The sequence below is a fragment of the Pseudomonas sp. P5_A2_2 genome, from assembly GCF_054177685.1.
Genome location: NZ_JBGCUL010000036.1, coordinates 1 through 16,626, shown reverse-complemented (window position 1 = coordinate 16,626; position 16,626 = coordinate 1). Strand labels below are relative to the sequence as shown.

The following is a 16,626-nucleotide window of genomic DNA, read 5'->3' as shown; positions in this document are numbered from 1 at the left end:
ACCGCTATCGCGAGCAAGCTCGCTCCCACAGTGATTTGCAGTGTGAATACAATCTATGTCACTCAGCAGATCCCCTGTGGGAGCGAGCTTGCTCGCGATCGGGCCAGTGCTGCTGGCCCCAAAGCTTGGGCTTACTCGCTGAAAGCCATCCCATGCTTCTCTTTGGTGGTCTTCACCGCCTCCAGCACCGCCAGCAGGCAGTCATCACGATAGCGCTCCAGCGCCGAAATGCTGTGTTTGCCCAGTTGATCGCTGGTGCCATCGACCACGTCGTCGATCAGCTTGTCGGTCAGCTCCGGTGCCGGCAGGTAGGTCCACGGTAACTGCAACGCCGGGCCGAACTGCGCCATGAAGTGACGCATGCCGGCATCGCCACCGGCCAGGGTGTAGGTCAGGAACGTACCCATGAACGACCAGCGCAAACCGGCGCCGAAGCGGATTGCATCGTCGATTTCACCGGTGGTCGCCACACCGTCATTGACCAGGTGCAGTGCCTCACGCCACAGCGCCTCGAGCAGACGGTCGGCGATGAAGCCCGGCACTTCCTTGCGCACATGCAGAGGGCGCATCCCCAGGGATTCATAGACTTTCATCGCCGCTTGCACCGCTTCAGGGGCGGTGTTTTTGCCGCCGACCACTTCCACCAACGGCAGCAGGTAAACCGGGTTGAACGGGTGACCGACCACGCAGCGTTCCGGGTGCGTGGCGCTCTCGTAGAACTCGCTCGGCAACAGACCGGAGGTGCTGGAACCGATCAATGCATTGGGTTTGGCTGCCGCGCTGATTTTGCTGTGCAGGTCCAGTTTCAGTTCCAGGCGTTCCGGGGCGCTTTCCTGGATGAAATCGGCATCGCGCACGCACTCGTCGATAGTCGCGACAAAGCGCAGGCGATCTTGCGAAGCACCCGGCGCCAGGCCTTGTTTCTCCAGCGCGCCCCAGGCATTGGCGACGCGTTTGCGCAGGGCGGCTTCAGCGCCGGGTGCCGGGTCCCAGGCCACTACATCCAGGCCATGGGCGAGGGCGCGGGATACCCAGCCGCTGCCGATGACACCGCTGCCTAACGCTGCAAAGGTTTTGATTTCGGTGATAAAGCTCATGGTCGATTCCTGAATCTGGCTCGGAAAAAAAACTGTGGGAGCGAACTTTCTCGCGATGGCGTCGGTACATCCGATGCATCAATTGAGGCAGGTAAACCGCTATCGCGAGCAGGCTCGCTCCCACAGGGGGAAAGTTGTTTTGAATTAACCGCGCTTGGTCAGGCCCATTTTTGCCCGGCCTTCAGCCGGGGTCAGGACGCGGGCGCCGAGGCGGCTGAGGATTTCGCCGGCGCGCTCGACCAGTTGGCCGTTGGTCGCCAGCACGCCCTTGTCCAGCCACAGGTTGTCTTCCAGTCCGACTCGGACGTTGCCGCCGAGCAACACCGCTTGCGCTGCCATCGGCATCTGCATGCGACCGATACCGAAGCCGGCCCAGACCGCATCGGCCGGCAGGTTGTCGACCATGGCTTTCATGGTGGTGGTGTCCGCCGGCGCGCCCCAAGGGATACCCAGGCACAGCTGGAACAACGGGTTGTCGAGCAGGCCTTCCTTGATCATTTGCTTGGCGAACCACAGATGACCGGTGTCGAAGATTTCCAGCTCGGCTTTAACGCCCAGCTCCTGGATGCGTTTGGCACCAGCGCGCAGTTGCGCCGGGGTGGACACGTAAATGGTGTCGCCGTCGCCGAAGTTCAGGGTGCCGCAATCGAGGGTACAGATTTCCGGCAGCAGTTCTTCGACGTGGGCCAGACGGGTCAGCGGGCCGACCAGATCGGTGTTCGGGCCGAATTCCATCGGATTCTCGCCGGCACCGATTTCCAGGTCGCCGCCCATGCCGGCGGTGAGGTTGACAATGATGTCCACGTCCGCCTCGCGGATGCGCTCCATCACTTCGCGGTACAGCGCCACGTCACGGCTGAACTTGCCGGTTTGCGGGTCGCGTACATGGCAGTGAACCACGGTGGCGCCGGCCTTGGCGGCTTCCACGGCGGCAGCGGCGATTTGTTTCGGGGTGACCGGCACGTGTGGGCTCTTGGCGGTCGTGTCGCCAGCACCGGTGAGTGCGCAGGTGATGATGACGTCGTGGTTCATGAGGCGGTTCCTTACAGGCGAGTTTTTGGTTTTGGCCAGGCGTAGTGATCCCGTTCGCAGCCCATCAGGGCTGCGAGTCGGTGGTTCAATCGGGTTTATTTACTGGTCAGTTTCAGGTTTGCAGAGGCCGGTTTGCCATCGAAGGTGGTGACGCCTTCAAGCCAGCGTTTTTTGTCCTGCGGGTGATCATTCAGCCATTGTTTGGCCGACTCGAAAGCGTCCTTGTGATCCAGCAGCGGCTGCATCATCCGGCTCTCGTCTTCGGCGGTGAAGGTCAGGTTGGTCAGCAAACGGCTGATGTTCGGGCATTGCTCGGCGTATGTCGGCGCGGTGACGGTCCATACCGTGGCCTTGCCTTCGTCCGGCCCAAGGGCGTTCTCACTGCCGGTGAGGTAGGTCATTTTCACGTTGACGTTCATCGGGTGCGGCGCCCAGCCGAAGAACACCACGGCTTCGTTGCGACGTACGGCGCGATCCACGGCGGCGAGCATGCCGGCTTCGCTGGATTCGACCAGCTGGAACTTGCCGAGGCCGAACTGGTTTTTGGAGATCATCGCCTTGATCTGGGTGTTGGCGCCCGAGCCAGGCTCGATGCCGTAGATCTTGCCGCCCAGTTCTTTTTCGAATTTGGCGATGTCAGCGAAGGTTTTCAGGCCCTTGTCCGCGAGGTAGGTCGGCACGGCGAGGGTCGCGCGGGCGTCTTGCAGGCTTGGTGCTTCAAGCACCTTGACTTGTTTGGCGTCGACGAACGGGGTGATGGTCTGGGTCATCAGCGGGTTCCAGTAGCCGAGGAACAGGTCCAGACGCTGGTCGCGGATCCCGGCGAAGATGATTTGCTGGGAGGCGCTGGTTTGTTTGGTGCTGTAGCCGAGGCCATCGAGCAATACCTGGGTCATGGCACTGGTCGCGATCACGTCGGTCCAGTTCACTACACCCATGCGCACGTTCTGGCACGCGGCGGGTTCGGCGGCCATGACACTGGCGCTCAGCAAAGCGGTACCACTGAGTGCAAGAACACAGCTGCTGATCAGTCGTTTCATCTCAGGTTCCTCGGCAGTTTCGTTATTGTGGGTCCGGTCGTCTTTGTGCGCCGGTGATGCCAAGTTACGCAGCTAAGCGGCCGTGAAAGCGCACTGCGGCGACCAGCTCTTGCACTGCAGCGACCTGTGCTCTTGAATGCCGCGTGCAACTGGCGTATCAACATCCCTACGCTGCCCGCCCTCTTGTTACCTGCTCAGCGAGTGCGCTCCATGTCCCAGGATTTCTACCTCTTGTTGATGCCGGGTTTCTCGGCCATTGGATTTATCTCGGCCATCGAGCCGCTGCGGGTCGCCAATCGCTTTCGCGGCGAGTTGTACCGCTGGCATGTGTTAAGCGCGGACGGCGGGGCGGTGCTGGCCAGCAACGGCATGTCGGTCAACGCCGATGCGGCGCTGGAGCCGCTGAAGAAAGGCGCGACGCTGTTGGTGGTCGCCGGCTTCGAACCGCTCAAATTCGCCACCCCGGCGCTGGAACACTGGCTGCGCCGGCTGGACAACGAAGGCGTGACCCTTGGCGCCATCGACACCGGCAGCTTCATCCTCGCCGAGGCGGGTTTGCTCGACGGCCATCGCCTGACCCTGCACTGGGAAGCCATCGACGCCTTCAAGGAGTCTTATCCACAGCTCAGCGTCACCCAGGAGCTGTTCGAGATCGACCGTCGGCGCATTACTTCCGCCGGCGGCACCGCCTCCATTGATCTGATGCTGGATCTGATCGCCCAGGCCCACGGCCCGGAGTTGGCGATCCAGGTCAGCGAACAATTCGTACTCGGCCGTATCCGCCCGCGCAAAGACCACCAGCGCATGGAAGTCGCCACGCGCTACGGCATCAGCAACAAGAAGCTGGTGCATGTGATTGGCGAGATGGAGCAGCACAGCGAACCGCCGCTGAGCACGCTGGAACTGGCGGAATCGATCAAGGTGACGCGGCGACAGTTGGAGCGCCTGTTTCGCCTGCATCTGAACGACACGCCGAGCAATTTCTACCTGCGGTTAAGGCTGGAGAAAGCCCGGCAGCTGCTGCGACAGACGGACATGAGCGTGCTTGAAGTGAGCATTGCCTGCGGGTTTGAATCGCCGTCGTATTTCACCCGCAGTTATCGGGCGAAGTATGAGCGGTGCCCGAGGGAAGATCGGCGTACCGCCAAGGCGTGATTCTGAAAACACTGGAGAAACCTGTGGGAGCGAGCTTGCTCGCGATAGCGGTCTGTCAGACACATTGATGTTGACTGATACACCGCCATCGCGAGCAAGCTCGCTCCCACATTAGTTCTTTGGTGCCTGGAGGATCAGGTTACTTCTTCACCAATGCCGAACACGCTGCCTTATAGGCCTCATGCTGATATTTGTTCAGCGTCCCCGGCAGCTCAAAATTGTGCTTCTTGGCCTGGGCATTGATGGTCTGCGGCGACAGTAGGGCTACCTCGCAACTCTCCAGCAACTGGAAAACCCCTTCGATCTTGAACGTGGTCGGCCCACCAGCGAATTCGCCTTTCTTGCTGCGCTTCTTGATCGCGATGCGGTCGATGGAATTCTCACGGACAAACGAAGCGACCTGAGCGGCAAACACTTTGACGTTGGCGGCTTCGTCATCATCGTCCAGGGCAATTTTCTTGGTGGCGAGCGCGACATGGCCCAGTGCCTGACCGTCCAGGGTGGCCACGGCGATGATTGCTTCGCTGCCTTTGATTTCGATGCCGCAGACTTTCATGTTCAATCCCATTAGTGACAGAGGGTGTGCAGCTTACAGTTCAAGCTGGCTGGCAGTGATGCCAAATGCCAAAGCGATTTTTTCGCGAGTGGCTTTACGGGGCTTGGCGACGGTTTCCTGTTGGGCAAAGGCAGGCTGGGTTATGCCCATGCGTTTGGCCACTTCATCCTGGGTAAGGTTCAAGTGTTCGCGCCAGGCGCGGATAGGGGTAGCGCCATCGACGATGCGGCTCACCACCTCATGAGGGATCAAGTCGGGCTCGATTTTCTGCGCCACGTATTGTGCATAGGGAATGACCACGAAGGCTGGATTGCCTTCGGCGTCGTTGATGATTTGAATGTCAGTAGGTGCGTTCATCGCGTTTTTTGACCTCTTGAATACTGACCACTTTGATCGCGCCATCCCAATCAAACATGACCCGATAGTTACCGACACGCAGTCGATAAGCATAGTCATGACCGACCAGTGCTTTGACATTGCCTGCCTCAGGCATGCCAGCGAGCGCCGTGATGGCATCACGAACCTGAATCTGGTGAACGGAATGCAATCTCAAGAGTTGCTTAACGGCCTTTCGAGTCCAGTGAATGCTGTTCATGGAAGAATATAAGTCTTTTATAAGATTTGCGAATCTTTACTTATATTTTTATGGTTGGCCATCAACAACATTTGTCGGCATGTTGCGTGAAAAGTCCGCAGAGCAGCGGCTTTGGACAGAAGCTGTAGGTCAGATCAGAGTGCTTTGCGGGAAAAGGTTTTTTTGGCGATTGAAAGCTGGTGGTAGTGCCAGCTTTCAGCGGGACATTCAGGACTATTCCTGCCCAATCGACTCCAAAAACTCCGACCGCTCGTCGCTCATCCGCGCAATGCAATCGTTCTGGGCAATGGTGAACGCCTTGCTGCCACTGGTGGCCGGGAAGGCTTCGACGGCGCAGTCGGCGTCGCGGGTCTTCAGCCATTGCTGTTGGGCGGCTTTGATCTTGGCGGTGATGTCGGCCAGTTGCGACGGGTTTTTGCCGTACTGCGACTGCATGCGGTCGTTCAGGCCCTGGAGGTTTTCCTTGAGCAAGTCTTCGGCGGTGGTTTTGCTGAAGGCCGAGCACTCGAGGGTCTGGACGTCGTTTTCGACTTTGTCGCACGGGTTGTCGTCGGACACCTCGGCTGCGTGTACGCCGGTCGCAATCAGTGCCAAAGCCAGAAGGATGGATTTCATTCAGGTCGCCGCTCTATTCCAGTGATGCGGCGAATTCTGGCCCAAGCCGAGGGCCTTGAACAGGTCGGTGATAGTGCCTGGCGACGACCCTTTGTCGCGGATTGACGCTTTCGGCAATTCCCCTGTCGTTTTTGCACCCGGCTGCTTGGGCACCGAGGCATATGCTGGCCCAAAGCGCCGGCAGACGATTCGGCGCATGAATCGCTAATAAGGGGACAGCCTGATGAGCCCAGCCGAATTGCACGCCGACAGCATCGTTATCGACGGGCTGATTATTGCCAAGTGGAACCGCGAGCTGTTTGAAGACATGCGCAAAGGCGGTCTGACCGCGGCCAACTGCACCGTGTCGGTGTGGGAGGGCTTCCAGGCCACCGTCAACAACATTGCCGCCAGCCAGAAGCTGATCCGCGAGAATAGCGACCTGGTGATTCCGGTGCGCACCACCGCCGATATCCGCAAGGCCAAGGAACAGGGCAAGACCGGCATTCTCTTTGGCTTCCAGAATGCTCACGCATTTGAAGACCAGATCGGCTACGTCGAGGTGTTCAAGCAGCTCGGCGTCGGTATTGTGCAGATGTGCTACAACACCCAAAACCTGGTCGGTACCGGTTGCTACGAGCGTGACGGCGGCCTGTCGGGTTTCGGTCGTGAAATCGTCGCCGAGATGAACCGGGTCGGCGTAATGTGCGACCTGTCCCACGTCGGCTCGAAAACGTCCGAAGAAGTCATCCTCGAATCCAAGAAGCCGGTCTGCTACTCCCACTGCCTGCCGTCGGGGCTCAAGGAGCACCCGCGCAACAAGTCCGATGAAGAACTGAAGTTCATTGCCGACCACGGCGGTTTCGTCGGGGTGACCATGTTCGCGCCGTTCCTGGCCAAGGGTATCGATTCGACCATCGACGACTACGCCGAAGCGATCGAATACACCATGAACCTGGTTGGCGAAGACGCGATCGGCATCGGCACCGACTTCACCCAGGGCCATGGCCAGGACTTCTTCGAATACCTGACCCACGACAAGGGCTACGCCCGCCGCTTGACCAGCTTCGGCAAGATCATCAACCCGCTGGGCATCCGCACCGTGGGCGAGTTCCCGAACCTGACCGAGACCCTGCTCAAGCGCGGCCACTCCGAGCGCGTGGTGCGCAAGATCATGGGTGAGAACTGGGTGAATGTCCTCAAGGACGTTTGGGGCGAATAAGCCGCCGCATCTCTGAATCCTTTCCCGCTGCCGTCCGTGCAGCGGGCAACGCAACGAATTTTCTGGAGTCAAGTTTCCATGGCCAAAATCGCCCCGCAATTGCCAATCGAAGTCGACAGCGAAACCGGTGTCTGGACCTCCGACGCCCTGCCGATGCTGTATGTGCCGCGCCATTTCTTCGTCAACAACCACATGGGCATCGAGGAAGTGCTGGGCGCTGAAGCCTATGCCGAAATCCTCTATAAGGCCGGCTACAAGTCCGCCTGGCACTGGTGTGAAAAAGAAGCCGAATGCCACGGCCTGGAAGGCGTCGCGGTGTTCGAGCACTACATGAAGCGCCTGTCGCAGCGCGGCTGGGGCCTGTTCAAGATTCAGGACATCGATCTCGACAAAGGCACCGCCAGCGTCAAGCTCGAACACTCGGCATTCGTCTATGTGTACGGCAAGGTCGGACGTAAGGTCGACTACATGTTCACTGGCTGGTTTGCAGGGGCCATGGACCAGATCCTGGCCGCTCGCGGCAGCAAGATCCGCACCGTGGCCGAGCAAGTCTACGGTGGCTCCGAAGAGGGCCACGAAGACGGTTTGTTCACCGTCAAGCCGTTGTAAGTCGAGGAACCCGCCATGGCTTTCGAAGCAATGTTCCAACCGATCCAGATCGGTAAACTGACCATCCGCAACCGCGTGCTCAGCACCGCGCACGCCGAGGTTTATGCCACCGACGGCGGCATGACCACCGACCGGTACGTCAAGTATTACGAAGAGAAAGCCAAGGGCGGGATCGGCCTGGCGATTTGTGGTGGCTCGTCCGTCGTGGCGATCGACAGCCCGCAGGAGTGGTGGAGCTCGGTGAACCTGTCCACCGACCGCATCATTCCGCACTTCCAGAATCTGGCCGATGCTATGCACAAGCACGGCGCCAAGATCATGATCCAGATTACCCATATGGGTCGTCGCTCGCGTTGGGACGGCTTTAACTGGCCAACGTTGATGTCGCCGTCGGGCGTGCGTGAGCCGGTGCACCGTGCCACTTGCAAGACCATCGAGCCGGAAGAAATCTGGCGGGTGATCGGCAACTATGCGCAGGCTGCGCGTCGTGCCAAGGCCGGTGGCCTGGACGGCGTGGAATTGTCGGCCGTGCACCAGCACATGATCGACCAGTTCTGGAGCCCGCGCGTCAACAAGCGTACCGACGAATGGGGCGGTACCTTCGAAGGCCGCATGAAGTTCGGCCTGGAAGTCTTGAAAGCCGTGCGCGCCGAGGTCGGTGACGACTTCTGCGTGGGCATGCGCATCTGCGGTGATGAGTTCCACCCGGACGGCCTGTCCCACGAAGACATGAAGCAGATCGCCAAGTATTACGACGACACCGGCATGCTCGATTTCATCGGCGTCGTCGGCTCGGGTTGCGACACTCACAACACCCTGGCCAACGTGATTCCGAACATGAGTTACCCGCCCGAGCCGTTCCTGCACCTGGCGGCCGGGATCAAGGAGGTGGTCAAGGTTCCGGTGCTGCACGCGCAGAACATCAAGGACCCGAACCAGGCCACGCGCATTCTGGAGGGCGGCTACGTCGACATGGTCGGCATGACCCGCGCCCACATCGCCGACCCGCACCTGATCGCCAAGATCAAGATGGGCCAGATCGACCAGATCAAGCAGTGCGTCGGCGCCAACTACTGCATCGACCGTCAATACCAAGGCCTGGATGTGTTGTGCATCCAGAACGCCGCAACTTCCCGTGAATACATGGGCCTGCCACACATCATCGAAAAAACCACCGGCGTGAAACGCAAAGTGGTGGTAGTTGGCGCCGGCCCTGCGGGGATGGAAGCCGCTCGCGTTGCCGCCGAGCGTGGCCACAACGTGACCCTGTTCGAGAAGAAAGAATTCATCGGCGGCCAAATCACCACCGCTTCGAAAGCACCGCAACGGGACCAGATCGCCGGTATCACCCGCTGGTACCAGCTGGAACTGGCTCGGTTGAAAGTCGATCTGCGCCTGGGCACTGCGGCGGATGCGCCGACCATCATGGACCTGCGTCCAGACGTGGTGGTGCTGGCTGTCGGTGGACATCCGTTCATCGAGCAGAACGAACACTGGGGTGCGGCTGAAGGCCTGGTGGTCAGCAGCTGGGATGTGCTCGACGGCAAGGTTCTGCCTGGCAAGAACGTGCTGGTTTACGACACCATTTGCGAGTTCACCGGTATGTCTACCGCCGACTTCATTGCGGACAAGGGCAGCCAGGTCGAAATCGTCACCGACGACATCAAGCCGGGCGTGGCGATTGGCGGCACGTCGTTCCCGACGTACTACCGCAGCATGTACCCGAAAGAAGTGATCATGACCGGCGACATGATGCTGGAGAAGGTCTACCGCGAAGGCGACAAGCTGGTGGCAGTGCTGGAAAACGAATACACCGGTGCCAAAGAGGAGCGGGTGGTGGACCAGGTGGTCATCGAAAACGGTGTGCGCCCGGACGAGGAAATCTACTACGCCTTGAAGGAAGGCTCCCGCAACAAAGGCCAGATCGACGTTGAAGCCTTGTTCGCGATCAAGCCGCAACCTTGCCTGGAGCAGAGCGGCGACGGCTACCTGCTGTTCCGCATCGGTGATTGCGTGGCACAGCGCAACGTGCATGCCGCGATCTACGACGCGCTGCGGTTGTGCAAGGATTTCTAAGAGCTTGTGGATAACCCTTGTAGGAGCGAGCTTGCTCGCGATGGACGTGAACGATGACGCGGGGAGTCTGATTTAACGCGACGTTCTCAGGTTTTTCGCGAGCAAGCTCGCTCCTACAAGGAATCGGGCAAGGCATCCAGGTAGTTTGGCCTGCAAGACCCTGCGGTCTTTGGGAGCTTCACCTATGTTGAACACCCTTCTTCCAATCCTGCTGTTCGCTGCCCTGGGCCTTGGCGTCCTCGGTGCTTTGCGGCGGGTGAATATGTGGCGCCGGGGCCGGGCTTCGAAAGTCGACCTGATCGGCGGCCTGTTCGCCATGCCCAAGCGCTACATGGTCGACTTGCACCATGTGGTAGCGCGGGACAAATACATTGCCAACACCCACGTCGCCACGGCCGGCGGTGCGGTGGCGTCCATCGTGCTGGCGATTCTGGTGCACGGTTTCGGCCTGCATAACCGCTTCCTCGGCTATGCGTTGCTGCTGATGACGGCTGTGATGTTCGTCGGTGCGATCTTTGTTTACCTGCGCCGGCGCAACCCGCCGTCGCGTCTGTCGAAAGGCCCTTGGATGCGCCTGCCGAAAAGCCTGCTGGCGTTCTCGGCCTCGTTCTTCCTGTTGACCCTGCCGGTGGCGGGCATCCTCCCGGAAAACTTCGGTGGCTGGCTGTTGGCGGCGATTCTCGGCGTTGGCGTGCTGTGGGGCGTGTCGGAACTGTTCTTCGGCATGACCTGGGGCGGGCCGATGAAACACGCCTTCGCCGGTGCCTTGCATCTGGCCTGGCACCGTCGCGCCGAGCGCTTCGGTGGCGGTCGTTCCACGGGCCTCAAGCCTCTGGACTTGAACGACCCGACCGCGCCACTGGGCGTGGAAAAACCCAAGGATTTCACCTGGAACCAGTTGCTCGGCTTCGACGCCTGCGTGCAGTGCGGTAAATGTGAAGCAGCGTGCCCGGCGTTTGCTGCCGGCCAGCCACTGAACCCGAAAAAACTGATTCAGGACATGGTCGTCGGCCTGGCTGGTGGCACCGATGCCAAGTTCGCCGGCAGTCCGTATCCAGGCAAGGCCATCGGTGAGCACGCAGGCAATCCGCATCAACCGATCGTCAACGGTCTGGTGGATGCCGAAACCCTGTGGTCATGCACCACCTGCCGTGCCTGTGTCGAGGAATGCCCGATGATGATCGAGCACGTCGATGCCATCGTCGACATGCGTCGCCATCTGACCCTGGAAAAAGGCGCGACCCCGAACAAGGGCGCGGAAGTCCTGGAAAACCTGATCGCCACCGACAACCCGGGCGGTTTCGCGCCGGGCGGGCGGATGAACTGGGCGGCAGATTTGAACCTCAATCTGCTCAGCGAAAAGAAATCCACCGACGTGCTGTTCTGGGTCGGCGACGGCGCCTTCGACATGCGCAACCAGCGCACCCTGCGCGCCTTCGTGAAAGTGCTGAAAGCGGCGAAAATCGACTTCGCCGTGCTCGGCCTCGAAGAGCGCGACAGCGGCGACGTGGCCCGGCGCCTGGGCGACGAAGCGACCTTCCAGCTGTTGGCCAAGCGCAACATTCAGACCCTGGCCAAATACAGTTTCAACCGCATCGTCACCTGCGATCCGCACAGCTTCCACGTGCTGAAAAACGAGTACGGCGCTTTCGATGGCAACTACCTGGTGCAGCACCACAGCACCTACATGGCGGAAATCATCGATGCTGGCGCGCTCAATCTCGGTCAGCACAAAGGCGACAGCGTGACCTACCACGACCCGTGCTACCTCGGACGCTACAACGGCGAGTACGAGGCGCCGCGTCAGGTGTTGCGCGCCCTCGGGATCGAAGTGAAAGAGATGCAACGTTCCGGCTTCCGTTCGCGCTGCTGCGGCGGTGGTGGCGGTGCGCCGATCACCGACATTCCCGGCAAGCAACGTATTCCCGACATGCGCATGGAAGACATTCGCGAAACCGGCGCCGAACTGGTGGCCGTGGGTTGCCCACAATGCACGGCGATGCTCGAAGGCGTAGTCGAACCCCGTCCGCTGATCAAGGACATTGCCGAACTGGTGGCCGACGCGCTGCTGGAAGACGACGCGGCAAAGCCGGCGGCGCCGGCCAAACGTGAACCTGCGGAGGTGCACTGATGAGCGACATTATCCGCCGCGACCCGCGGGCCGAATGGATCGCCCGCAACCGGCTGCACCCGCTACACGCGGCCATGCAACCGGCGCAACACAGCTGGATGGGGCCGAATGGCGTCATCCGCAAGAATCCCCACGGCATTGGTTTTATCGGCCCCAACGGCATCAAGCGTATCGACCGTAGCGGCGCCCAGCAGGGTGGGGCGACTAAACGTTCAGCCGCTGTTGAAGTGCAGTTGCCATTGCATCAGGTGGCCGCGCCGGCGTTTTACATCAGCGTGGTGCCGGACATGGTCGGTGGTCGCTTGAGCAGCCACGACCGCGACTTGCTGGGCCTGGCCCATCAGTTGGCCGGCAAGGACGGCGCAGTGCTGGCCGTGGTGTTCGGCGAGCACAAGGAAAACGCTTTCGCCACGGCGGGCGTCGACCGCCTGTTGGTGCTGGAAGGCGAAGAATTCAACGGTTATGCACCGGAACAACGGGTCCAGGGCCTGCGGGCTGTGGATAACCAGTTCAGCCCGCGTCACTGGTTGCTGCCGGACAGTCGCAGCGGTGGTGGCGAGCTCGGCCGACGTTTCGCCGCGGCACTGGGCGAACGCCCGGCCACGCGGGTCTGGCAAGTCAAGGATCAGGAGTGCATCGGCCGCGCCGGCGCAGGCCTGCAAGACCTTGCCCGTCCGCTGGCGCGCTTGATTCTGGCGGCTGCCGAGTGCGCCGAACCGGTCAGCGAAACCCGTCACGAAGCCTTGCCCGTAGAGTTATCCACAACCGTGGCACGCAGCCTGTCACGGATCGAAGATCTGGGCGCGGTGGCAGTCGATCCGGCGGCAATCCCCATGGCCGAAGCCGAGTTCATTTTCTCCGGTGGCAACGGGGTCAAGGACTGGGGACTTTTCCACAGGACCGCCGAAGCCCTCGGCGCGACCGAAGGCGCCTCGCGGGTGGCGGTGGACGACGGTTTCATGGCCCGCGATCGTCAGGTCGGCGCGTCCGGTACCTGGGTTACTGCACGGGTCTATGTGGCGGTGGGGATTTCCGGGGCGATCCAGCACCTGCAAGGCATCGGTGCCTGCGACAAGGTGGTGGCGATCAACCTTGACCCTGGCTGCGACATGATCAAGCGTGCCGACCTCTCGGTGATCGGTGAGAGCGCGGAGATTCTTCAAGCCTTGATCGAGGCGGTAGAGGCTTACCGCAACGACGCCAAGCGCGATGCGGCTTAAGGGAAGGAAAGGTTTATGAGCACGAAAATCATCAGCCTGGTGTCCATCGGCGCCCACCCGACGTCCGGTCGGCCACGTCGCGCGGAGCAGGATGCGCGGGCGGTAGAACTGGGTCTGCAACTGGCTGGGGATAACCTGCAAGTGCTGCATGCCGGCGACATCGCCGAGCCTGCATTGCGTGCTTACCTGGGCATGGGGCTGGAGCAACTGCATGTGTTGGAGCAACCGCAAGGCGCCGATGCGCTACCGGCGCTGACCGAGTATCTGCGCGATGCAGGTGCTCAGGTGGTGTTGACCGGCAGTCAGGCGGAAACCGGCGAAGGCTCGGGCATGTTGCCGTTCCTGCTCGCCGAAAGCCTGGGCTGGCCGCTGGTGGTGGGGCTGGCGCAGGTCGAGTCCATTGACGGCGGTTCGGCGCTGGTGCTGCAGGCCTTGCCGCGCGGTCAACGCCGGCGGCTGAAGGTACGCCTGCCGTTTCTGGCAACGGTGGATAACGCCGCGCCCAAGCCTCGCCAGAGCGCTTACGGCCCGGCCCGACGCGGCGTGCTGCAAGCGCAGGAAGTTGAAGTCATCGATGATCAATTGCTTGCGGTCGCCAGCCTGCAACCGGCCAAGCCACGGCCCAAGCGCCTGAAGGTGATCAAGGCCAAGAGCGGCGCCGATCGTATGAAAGCCGCGACAGCCAAGGCCAGTGGTGGAGGCGGGCAGGTGCTCAAAGGCGTGACGGCGCAAGCTGGGGCTGAGGCGATACTCAAGTTGTTGATTGAAGAAGGCGTGGTCCGCTAAGGCGGCGCCTCAAGCTGCAACAACCGGATATAAAACCGCCCCTCCGGCGAGTTGTCGCGCCGTAAGCGCCCGGGTAAAACGGGTGCTCCTTGTCCTGTGGAGTTCAGGTAAATGACTGTTGTGTTTCGTTCGGCCGTGCGCGCCGATGCGCGAGAGATTGCCCGTTTGTTTCAAATCTCGTCGGAGGGCGCTTCGGATTACATCTGGAGCCAACTTGCGAAACCCGGGCAGGATCTGCTGGACGTCGGCGCCATTCGTTATGCCCGCGACGATGTGGACTTCTCCTACCAGAATTGCCTCATCGCCGAAGCCGGTGGAGAAGTCATCGGCATGATGCACAGCTACGTGATGCGCCACGATCTGCAGGCGGAACCGACAACAGACCCGGTGTTGGCGCCGTACGCCGACATGGAAATCCCGGACACGCTCTACATTTCGAGCCTGGCGCTGCATGAGGGTTGGCGCAACCGGGGTCTTGGCGTGCAATTCCTGGCCCATGCCAGGGCGCGCGCCAACCAGCTCGGGCTCAATGGCTTGAGCCTCATCGACTATGCCGCCAATACCGGTGCCCGGCGTTTCTATGAGCGCCATGGCTTCCGCATCGTTGATAGCTGCCAGGTTACGCCGCATCCGATGATTCGGGTCACGGGCGAAGCCTTTTTGATGCAATGGCCTTAGCGGGTTTCCTGCGCAGGGGTGACCCTAGCAGAACTGATAGTGTTCGCATTACTGATGACTTGTTAGGGTACTGAGCAGTTAATACCCGCTTTCGCCAGCAGGGCTTGTCAGAGCTTCGGATGCCGAATCATGCATGGCGCAGCGGGTTGATCAGACCTCATCAAGGATCCTGCTGATGCGCACATCCGCCCAAACCCAGCGTGAAGTAGTCTCTCCTGCAGCGGCTCCGCCGTACCCCCGGACCCTGTTGCTGGCTACGGACCTGCAACAAAGCATACTCGCTGAGTTGGACCGCAATGGTCCGAACCACTTTGCGTATTCCCCCTATGGCTTGCAAAGCAGCCTGCATCAGGCTTCGACCCCATTGGGCTTCAATGGGCAACTCAGAGAGCGTCCTACCGGTTGCTATCACCTGGGCAATGGACATCGGGTCTATAACCCGGTGCTGATGCGGTTCCACAGCCCGGATCGGTTGAGTCCGTTCGGGAAGGGGGGAATCAATGCGTACGCCTATTGTTCAGGCTCGCCAATGAACAGAGTTGATCCAACCGGTGAGTCGTGGTTCTCATTGCTTGGGCAAGCCGTAGGTGCAGGTTTGAATCTGATTTTTGCCGGTGCAGCGATTAACAGGGCTGCCAGCGCAATTGTGTCAGGAGCAACGCAAACGTTGCGTATGCGAATTGGGAACACGCTGAGTTTCTGGGGTGGTGCAGGGAGTCTGCCATTCCGTGGGGCAACAATTCCTGCGGCGATGACCGCCCGGATACCCGAAGTCGCGTCGATAGTAACAAGCTCGGGTGTCATGGCCGGCCAGAGTTTTACGGGTTCAGGTGCGGTCATGCAGAACTCCGTTATTGCCGGGACATGGTGGGCGGCGGCTGCGAAGAATGGGCAGTCGAGGCCGCAAGTTTTGTGGGAGGCAGCCAAAGAGGCCAGTGGATGGTACTTGTTGCGAGGGCAAGCGCCCCGCCAGGTTCCGGGCAGGTCTCCTGACATTCCTCTGGAAGAGGTCATTGTGGAAAACGCAACAAATGTAAGGGGCACTTAGCATTTTTACGCCGTCGGTATTTCCAGAAATGGAATTACCCAAAGTCTCTGTTCGCGTTCCCGGGGGGACGCACCGCGCACGCCGTACTGCTTGATGAGCTAGAGTTTTACTTGCGCTGGCAAGGAGTGCAGCACAGTTTCGGGAATATTCAGACGTTCAGCGCCAACTCATAGAGCTTGTTTTATGAACGGGTTGAATATGAAGGCTTTCAACCGATACCTGATGCTTTTTGCAGGGACCCTGTGTGTGTCTTCGGGATCGATGCCTGCCCCCCAGACACCAGCACCCGGAACGCCCCCTGAAGTCGAGCGGGATTTTTTTCAGTGGCTGGATTCCGACCAGGGCCAGAAAGCCTCGCTGGCGCAAATGCGTGAGCGTTGCGACAGGGTACTGGATGCCGATAAGCACCTCAGTTGCTCGGTGACGGTCTTCGCCAGAATGCTTGAAGCCAAAGCCACCAACCAACTTCCCGAATACTACTTGGCGATCAAGGGCAAGCATGCCCGGGCGATTGCCGCCAGCTCCGATCTGAAGCCTCTATTCTCCACGTTTGGCAGCAAATCACTGGCTGTCCTGGCGGCGACCGGCGATTTCACGCTCAAGGGTTCGACGCGGCATGAGGTGCTGCCGCTCCATCCGTATGCCAATGATTTTTACATCGCTGAACAAGTGTTGCCATTTATCGAGGTCGGCGCGGCCAATGGTGTCTCGGCGCGTTTTGTACTGGACACGGGCGCACCGCAAACCCGGGTCAACATCGACACGGCGAAACAGATGGGCATCAAGT

At 60.4% G+C, this 16,626-nt stretch carries 16 protein-coding genes and 1 pseudogene; 10 read left to right on the top strand and 7 right to left on the bottom strand.

The window, feature by feature from the left end:
• Positions 1-131: 131 nt before the first annotated feature.
• The 3 genes from ACXRVY_RS05930 to choX form a co-directional block, all read right to left on the bottom strand.
• Positions 132-1,097 carry an L-carnitine dehydrogenase gene (locus ACXRVY_RS05930; RefSeq protein ID WP_223456797.1) on the bottom strand — a complete coding sequence of 322 codons (966 nt, stop codon included), beginning with the start codon at positions 1,095-1,097 and terminating at the stop codon, positions 132-134.
• 144 nt (positions 1,098-1,241) lie between these two features.
• Entirely contained in the window at positions 1,242-2,129 is an 888-nt protein-coding gene (locus ACXRVY_RS05925) for a beta-keto acid cleavage family enzyme (RefSeq protein ID WP_008048151.1), read from the bottom strand.
• A 95-nt stretch (positions 2,130-2,224) separates the two neighbouring features.
• Positions 2,225-3,169 carry a choline ABC transporter substrate-binding protein gene (gene choX, locus ACXRVY_RS05920; RefSeq protein ID WP_223456799.1) on the bottom strand — a complete coding sequence of 315 codons (945 nt, stop codon included), beginning with the start codon at positions 3,167-3,169 and terminating at the stop codon, positions 2,225-2,227.
• Between the two features lie 210 nt (positions 3,170-3,379).
• On the opposite strand from choX, the gene ACXRVY_RS05915 reads away from it, so the two are divergent.
• Positions 3,380-4,324, top strand: coding sequence for a GlxA family transcriptional regulator (locus ACXRVY_RS05915; protein ID WP_223456801.1), 945 nt, complete (start codon positions 3,380-3,382; stop codon positions 4,322-4,324).
• Positions 4,325-4,463: 139 nt separating this feature from the next.
• Here the strand turns inward: ACXRVY_RS05915 and ACXRVY_RS05910 are convergent, their stop codons facing one another.
• The 4 genes from ACXRVY_RS05910 to ACXRVY_RS05895 form a co-directional block, all read right to left on the bottom strand.
• Positions 4,464-4,880, bottom strand: coding sequence for a DUF3010 family protein (locus ACXRVY_RS05910; RefSeq protein WP_108216975.1), 417 nt, complete (start codon positions 4,878-4,880; stop codon positions 4,464-4,466).
• Positions 4,881-4,913: 33 nt separating this feature from the next.
• Positions 4,914-5,237, bottom strand: a complete 324-nt coding sequence (locus tag ACXRVY_RS05905; protein ID WP_056726566.1) for a helix-turn-helix domain-containing protein — start codon at positions 5,235-5,237, stop codon at positions 4,914-4,916.
• Complete coding sequence (locus tag ACXRVY_RS05900; RefSeq protein WP_056726567.1) at positions 5,221-5,475, bottom strand: type II toxin-antitoxin system RelE family toxin; 255 nt, start codon at positions 5,473-5,475, stop codon at positions 5,221-5,223. The genes ACXRVY_RS05905 and ACXRVY_RS05900 overlap by 17 nt, the downstream gene beginning before the upstream one ends.
• Before the next feature lie 213 nt (positions 5,476-5,688).
• Positions 5,689-6,090, bottom strand: coding sequence for a lysozyme inhibitor LprI family protein (locus ACXRVY_RS05895; RefSeq protein ID WP_223456803.1), 402 nt, complete (start codon positions 6,088-6,090; stop codon positions 5,689-5,691).
• Positions 6,091-6,313: 223 nt separating this feature from the next.
• Between ACXRVY_RS05895 and ACXRVY_RS05890 the strand changes: the two genes are divergently transcribed.
• From ACXRVY_RS05890 to ACXRVY_RS05850, 9 genes and pseudogenes are all read left to right on the top strand, one after another.
• Positions 6,314-7,291 (top strand): dipeptidase, encoded by a 978-nt coding sequence (locus ACXRVY_RS05890; RefSeq protein WP_108216971.1) that lies wholly within the window; start codon positions 6,314-6,316, stop codon positions 7,289-7,291.
• 78 nt (positions 7,292-7,369) lie between these two features.
• Positions 7,370-7,900 carry a DUF5943 domain-containing protein gene (locus ACXRVY_RS05885; protein ID WP_008048169.1) on the top strand — a complete coding sequence of 177 codons (531 nt, stop codon included), beginning with the start codon at positions 7,370-7,372 and terminating at the stop codon, positions 7,898-7,900.
• A 15-nt stretch (positions 7,901-7,915) separates the two neighbouring features.
• A complete protein-coding gene (gene dgcA, locus ACXRVY_RS05880; RefSeq protein ID WP_056726570.1) occupies positions 7,916-9,976 on the top strand; it encodes a dimethylglycine demethylation protein DgcA in 2,061 nt (686 codons plus the stop codon).
• 184 nt (positions 9,977-10,160) lie between these two features.
• On the top strand, positions 10,161-12,107 hold the full coding sequence (gene dgcB / locus ACXRVY_RS05875; protein WP_223456805.1) for a dimethylglycine demethylation protein DgcB: 1,947 nt from the start codon (positions 10,161-10,163) through the stop codon (positions 12,105-12,107).
• On the top strand, positions 12,107-13,327 hold the full coding sequence (etfA, locus tag ACXRVY_RS05870; protein ID WP_007985970.1) for an electron transfer flavoprotein subunit alpha: 1,221 nt from the start codon (positions 12,107-12,109) through the stop codon (positions 13,325-13,327). The genes dgcB and etfA overlap by 1 nt, the downstream gene beginning before the upstream one ends.
• Before the next feature lie 15 nt (positions 13,328-13,342).
• Positions 13,343-14,113: an electron transfer flavoprotein subunit beta gene (gene etfB, locus ACXRVY_RS05865; protein WP_108216968.1), complete on the top strand. Its 771-nt coding sequence runs from the start codon at positions 13,343-13,345 to the stop codon at positions 14,111-14,113.
• Positions 14,114-14,224: 111 nt separating this feature from the next.
• Positions 14,225-14,791, top strand: coding sequence for a GNAT family N-acetyltransferase (locus ACXRVY_RS05860; protein ID WP_223456807.1), 567 nt, complete (start codon positions 14,225-14,227; stop codon positions 14,789-14,791).
• 133 nt (positions 14,792-14,924) lie between these two features.
• The gene (locus ACXRVY_RS05855) at positions 14,925-15,839 is read left to right on the top strand and encodes an RHS repeat-associated core domain-containing protein (protein WP_458237105.1); all 915 of its coding nucleotides are present in this window, start codon (positions 14,925-14,927) and stop codon (positions 15,837-15,839) included.
• A 261-nt stretch (positions 15,840-16,100) separates the two neighbouring features.
• Positions 16,101-16,626, top strand: a pseudogene (locus ACXRVY_RS05850) (hypothetical protein); the annotation flags it as partial.

Coding starts and splice junctions, on each gene's coding strand:
- ACXRVY_RS05900 (WP_056726567.1), bottom strand. CDS start 5,475: ATGAACAGCATTCACTGGACTCGAAAGGCCGTTAAGCAACTCTTGAGA.
- ACXRVY_RS05930 (WP_223456797.1), bottom strand. CDS start 1,097: ATGAGCTTTATCACCGAAATCAAAACCTTTGCAGCGTTAGGCAGCGGT.
- ACXRVY_RS05855 (WP_458237105.1), top strand. CDS start 14,925: ATGGCGCAGCGGGTTGATCAGACCTCATCAAGGATCCTGCTGATGCGC.
- ACXRVY_RS05895 (WP_223456803.1), bottom strand. CDS start 6,090: ATGAAATCCATCCTTCTGGCTTTGGCACTGATTGCGACCGGCGTACAC.
- ACXRVY_RS05925 (WP_008048151.1), bottom strand. CDS start 2,129: ATGAACCACGACGTCATCATCACCTGCGCACTCACCGGTGCTGGCGAC.
- ACXRVY_RS05905 (WP_056726566.1), bottom strand. CDS start 5,237: ATGAACGCACCTACTGACATTCAAATCATCAACGACGCCGAAGGCAAT.
- ACXRVY_RS05910 (WP_108216975.1), bottom strand. CDS start 4,880: ATGAAAGTCTGCGGCATCGAAATCAAAGGCAGCGAAGCAATCATCGCC.
- dgcB (WP_223456805.1), top strand. CDS start 10,161: ATGTTGAACACCCTTCTTCCAATCCTGCTGTTCGCTGCCCTGGGCCTT.
- dgcA (WP_056726570.1), top strand. CDS start 7,916: ATGGCTTTCGAAGCAATGTTCCAACCGATCCAGATCGGTAAACTGACC.
- ACXRVY_RS05860 (WP_223456807.1), top strand. CDS start 14,225: ATGACTGTTGTGTTTCGTTCGGCCGTGCGCGCCGATGCGCGAGAGATT.
- ACXRVY_RS05915 (WP_223456801.1), top strand. CDS start 3,380: ATGTCCCAGGATTTCTACCTCTTGTTGATGCCGGGTTTCTCGGCCATT.
- etfA (WP_007985970.1), top strand. CDS start 12,107: ATGAGCGACATTATCCGCCGCGACCCGCGGGCCGAATGGATCGCCCGC.
- ACXRVY_RS05890 (WP_108216971.1), top strand. CDS start 6,314: ATGAGCCCAGCCGAATTGCACGCCGACAGCATCGTTATCGACGGGCTG.
- ACXRVY_RS05885 (WP_008048169.1), top strand. CDS start 7,370: ATGGCCAAAATCGCCCCGCAATTGCCAATCGAAGTCGACAGCGAAACC.
- etfB (WP_108216968.1), top strand. CDS start 13,343: ATGAGCACGAAAATCATCAGCCTGGTGTCCATCGGCGCCCACCCGACG.
- choX (WP_223456799.1), bottom strand. CDS start 3,169: ATGAAACGACTGATCAGCAGCTGTGTTCTTGCACTCAGTGGTACCGCT.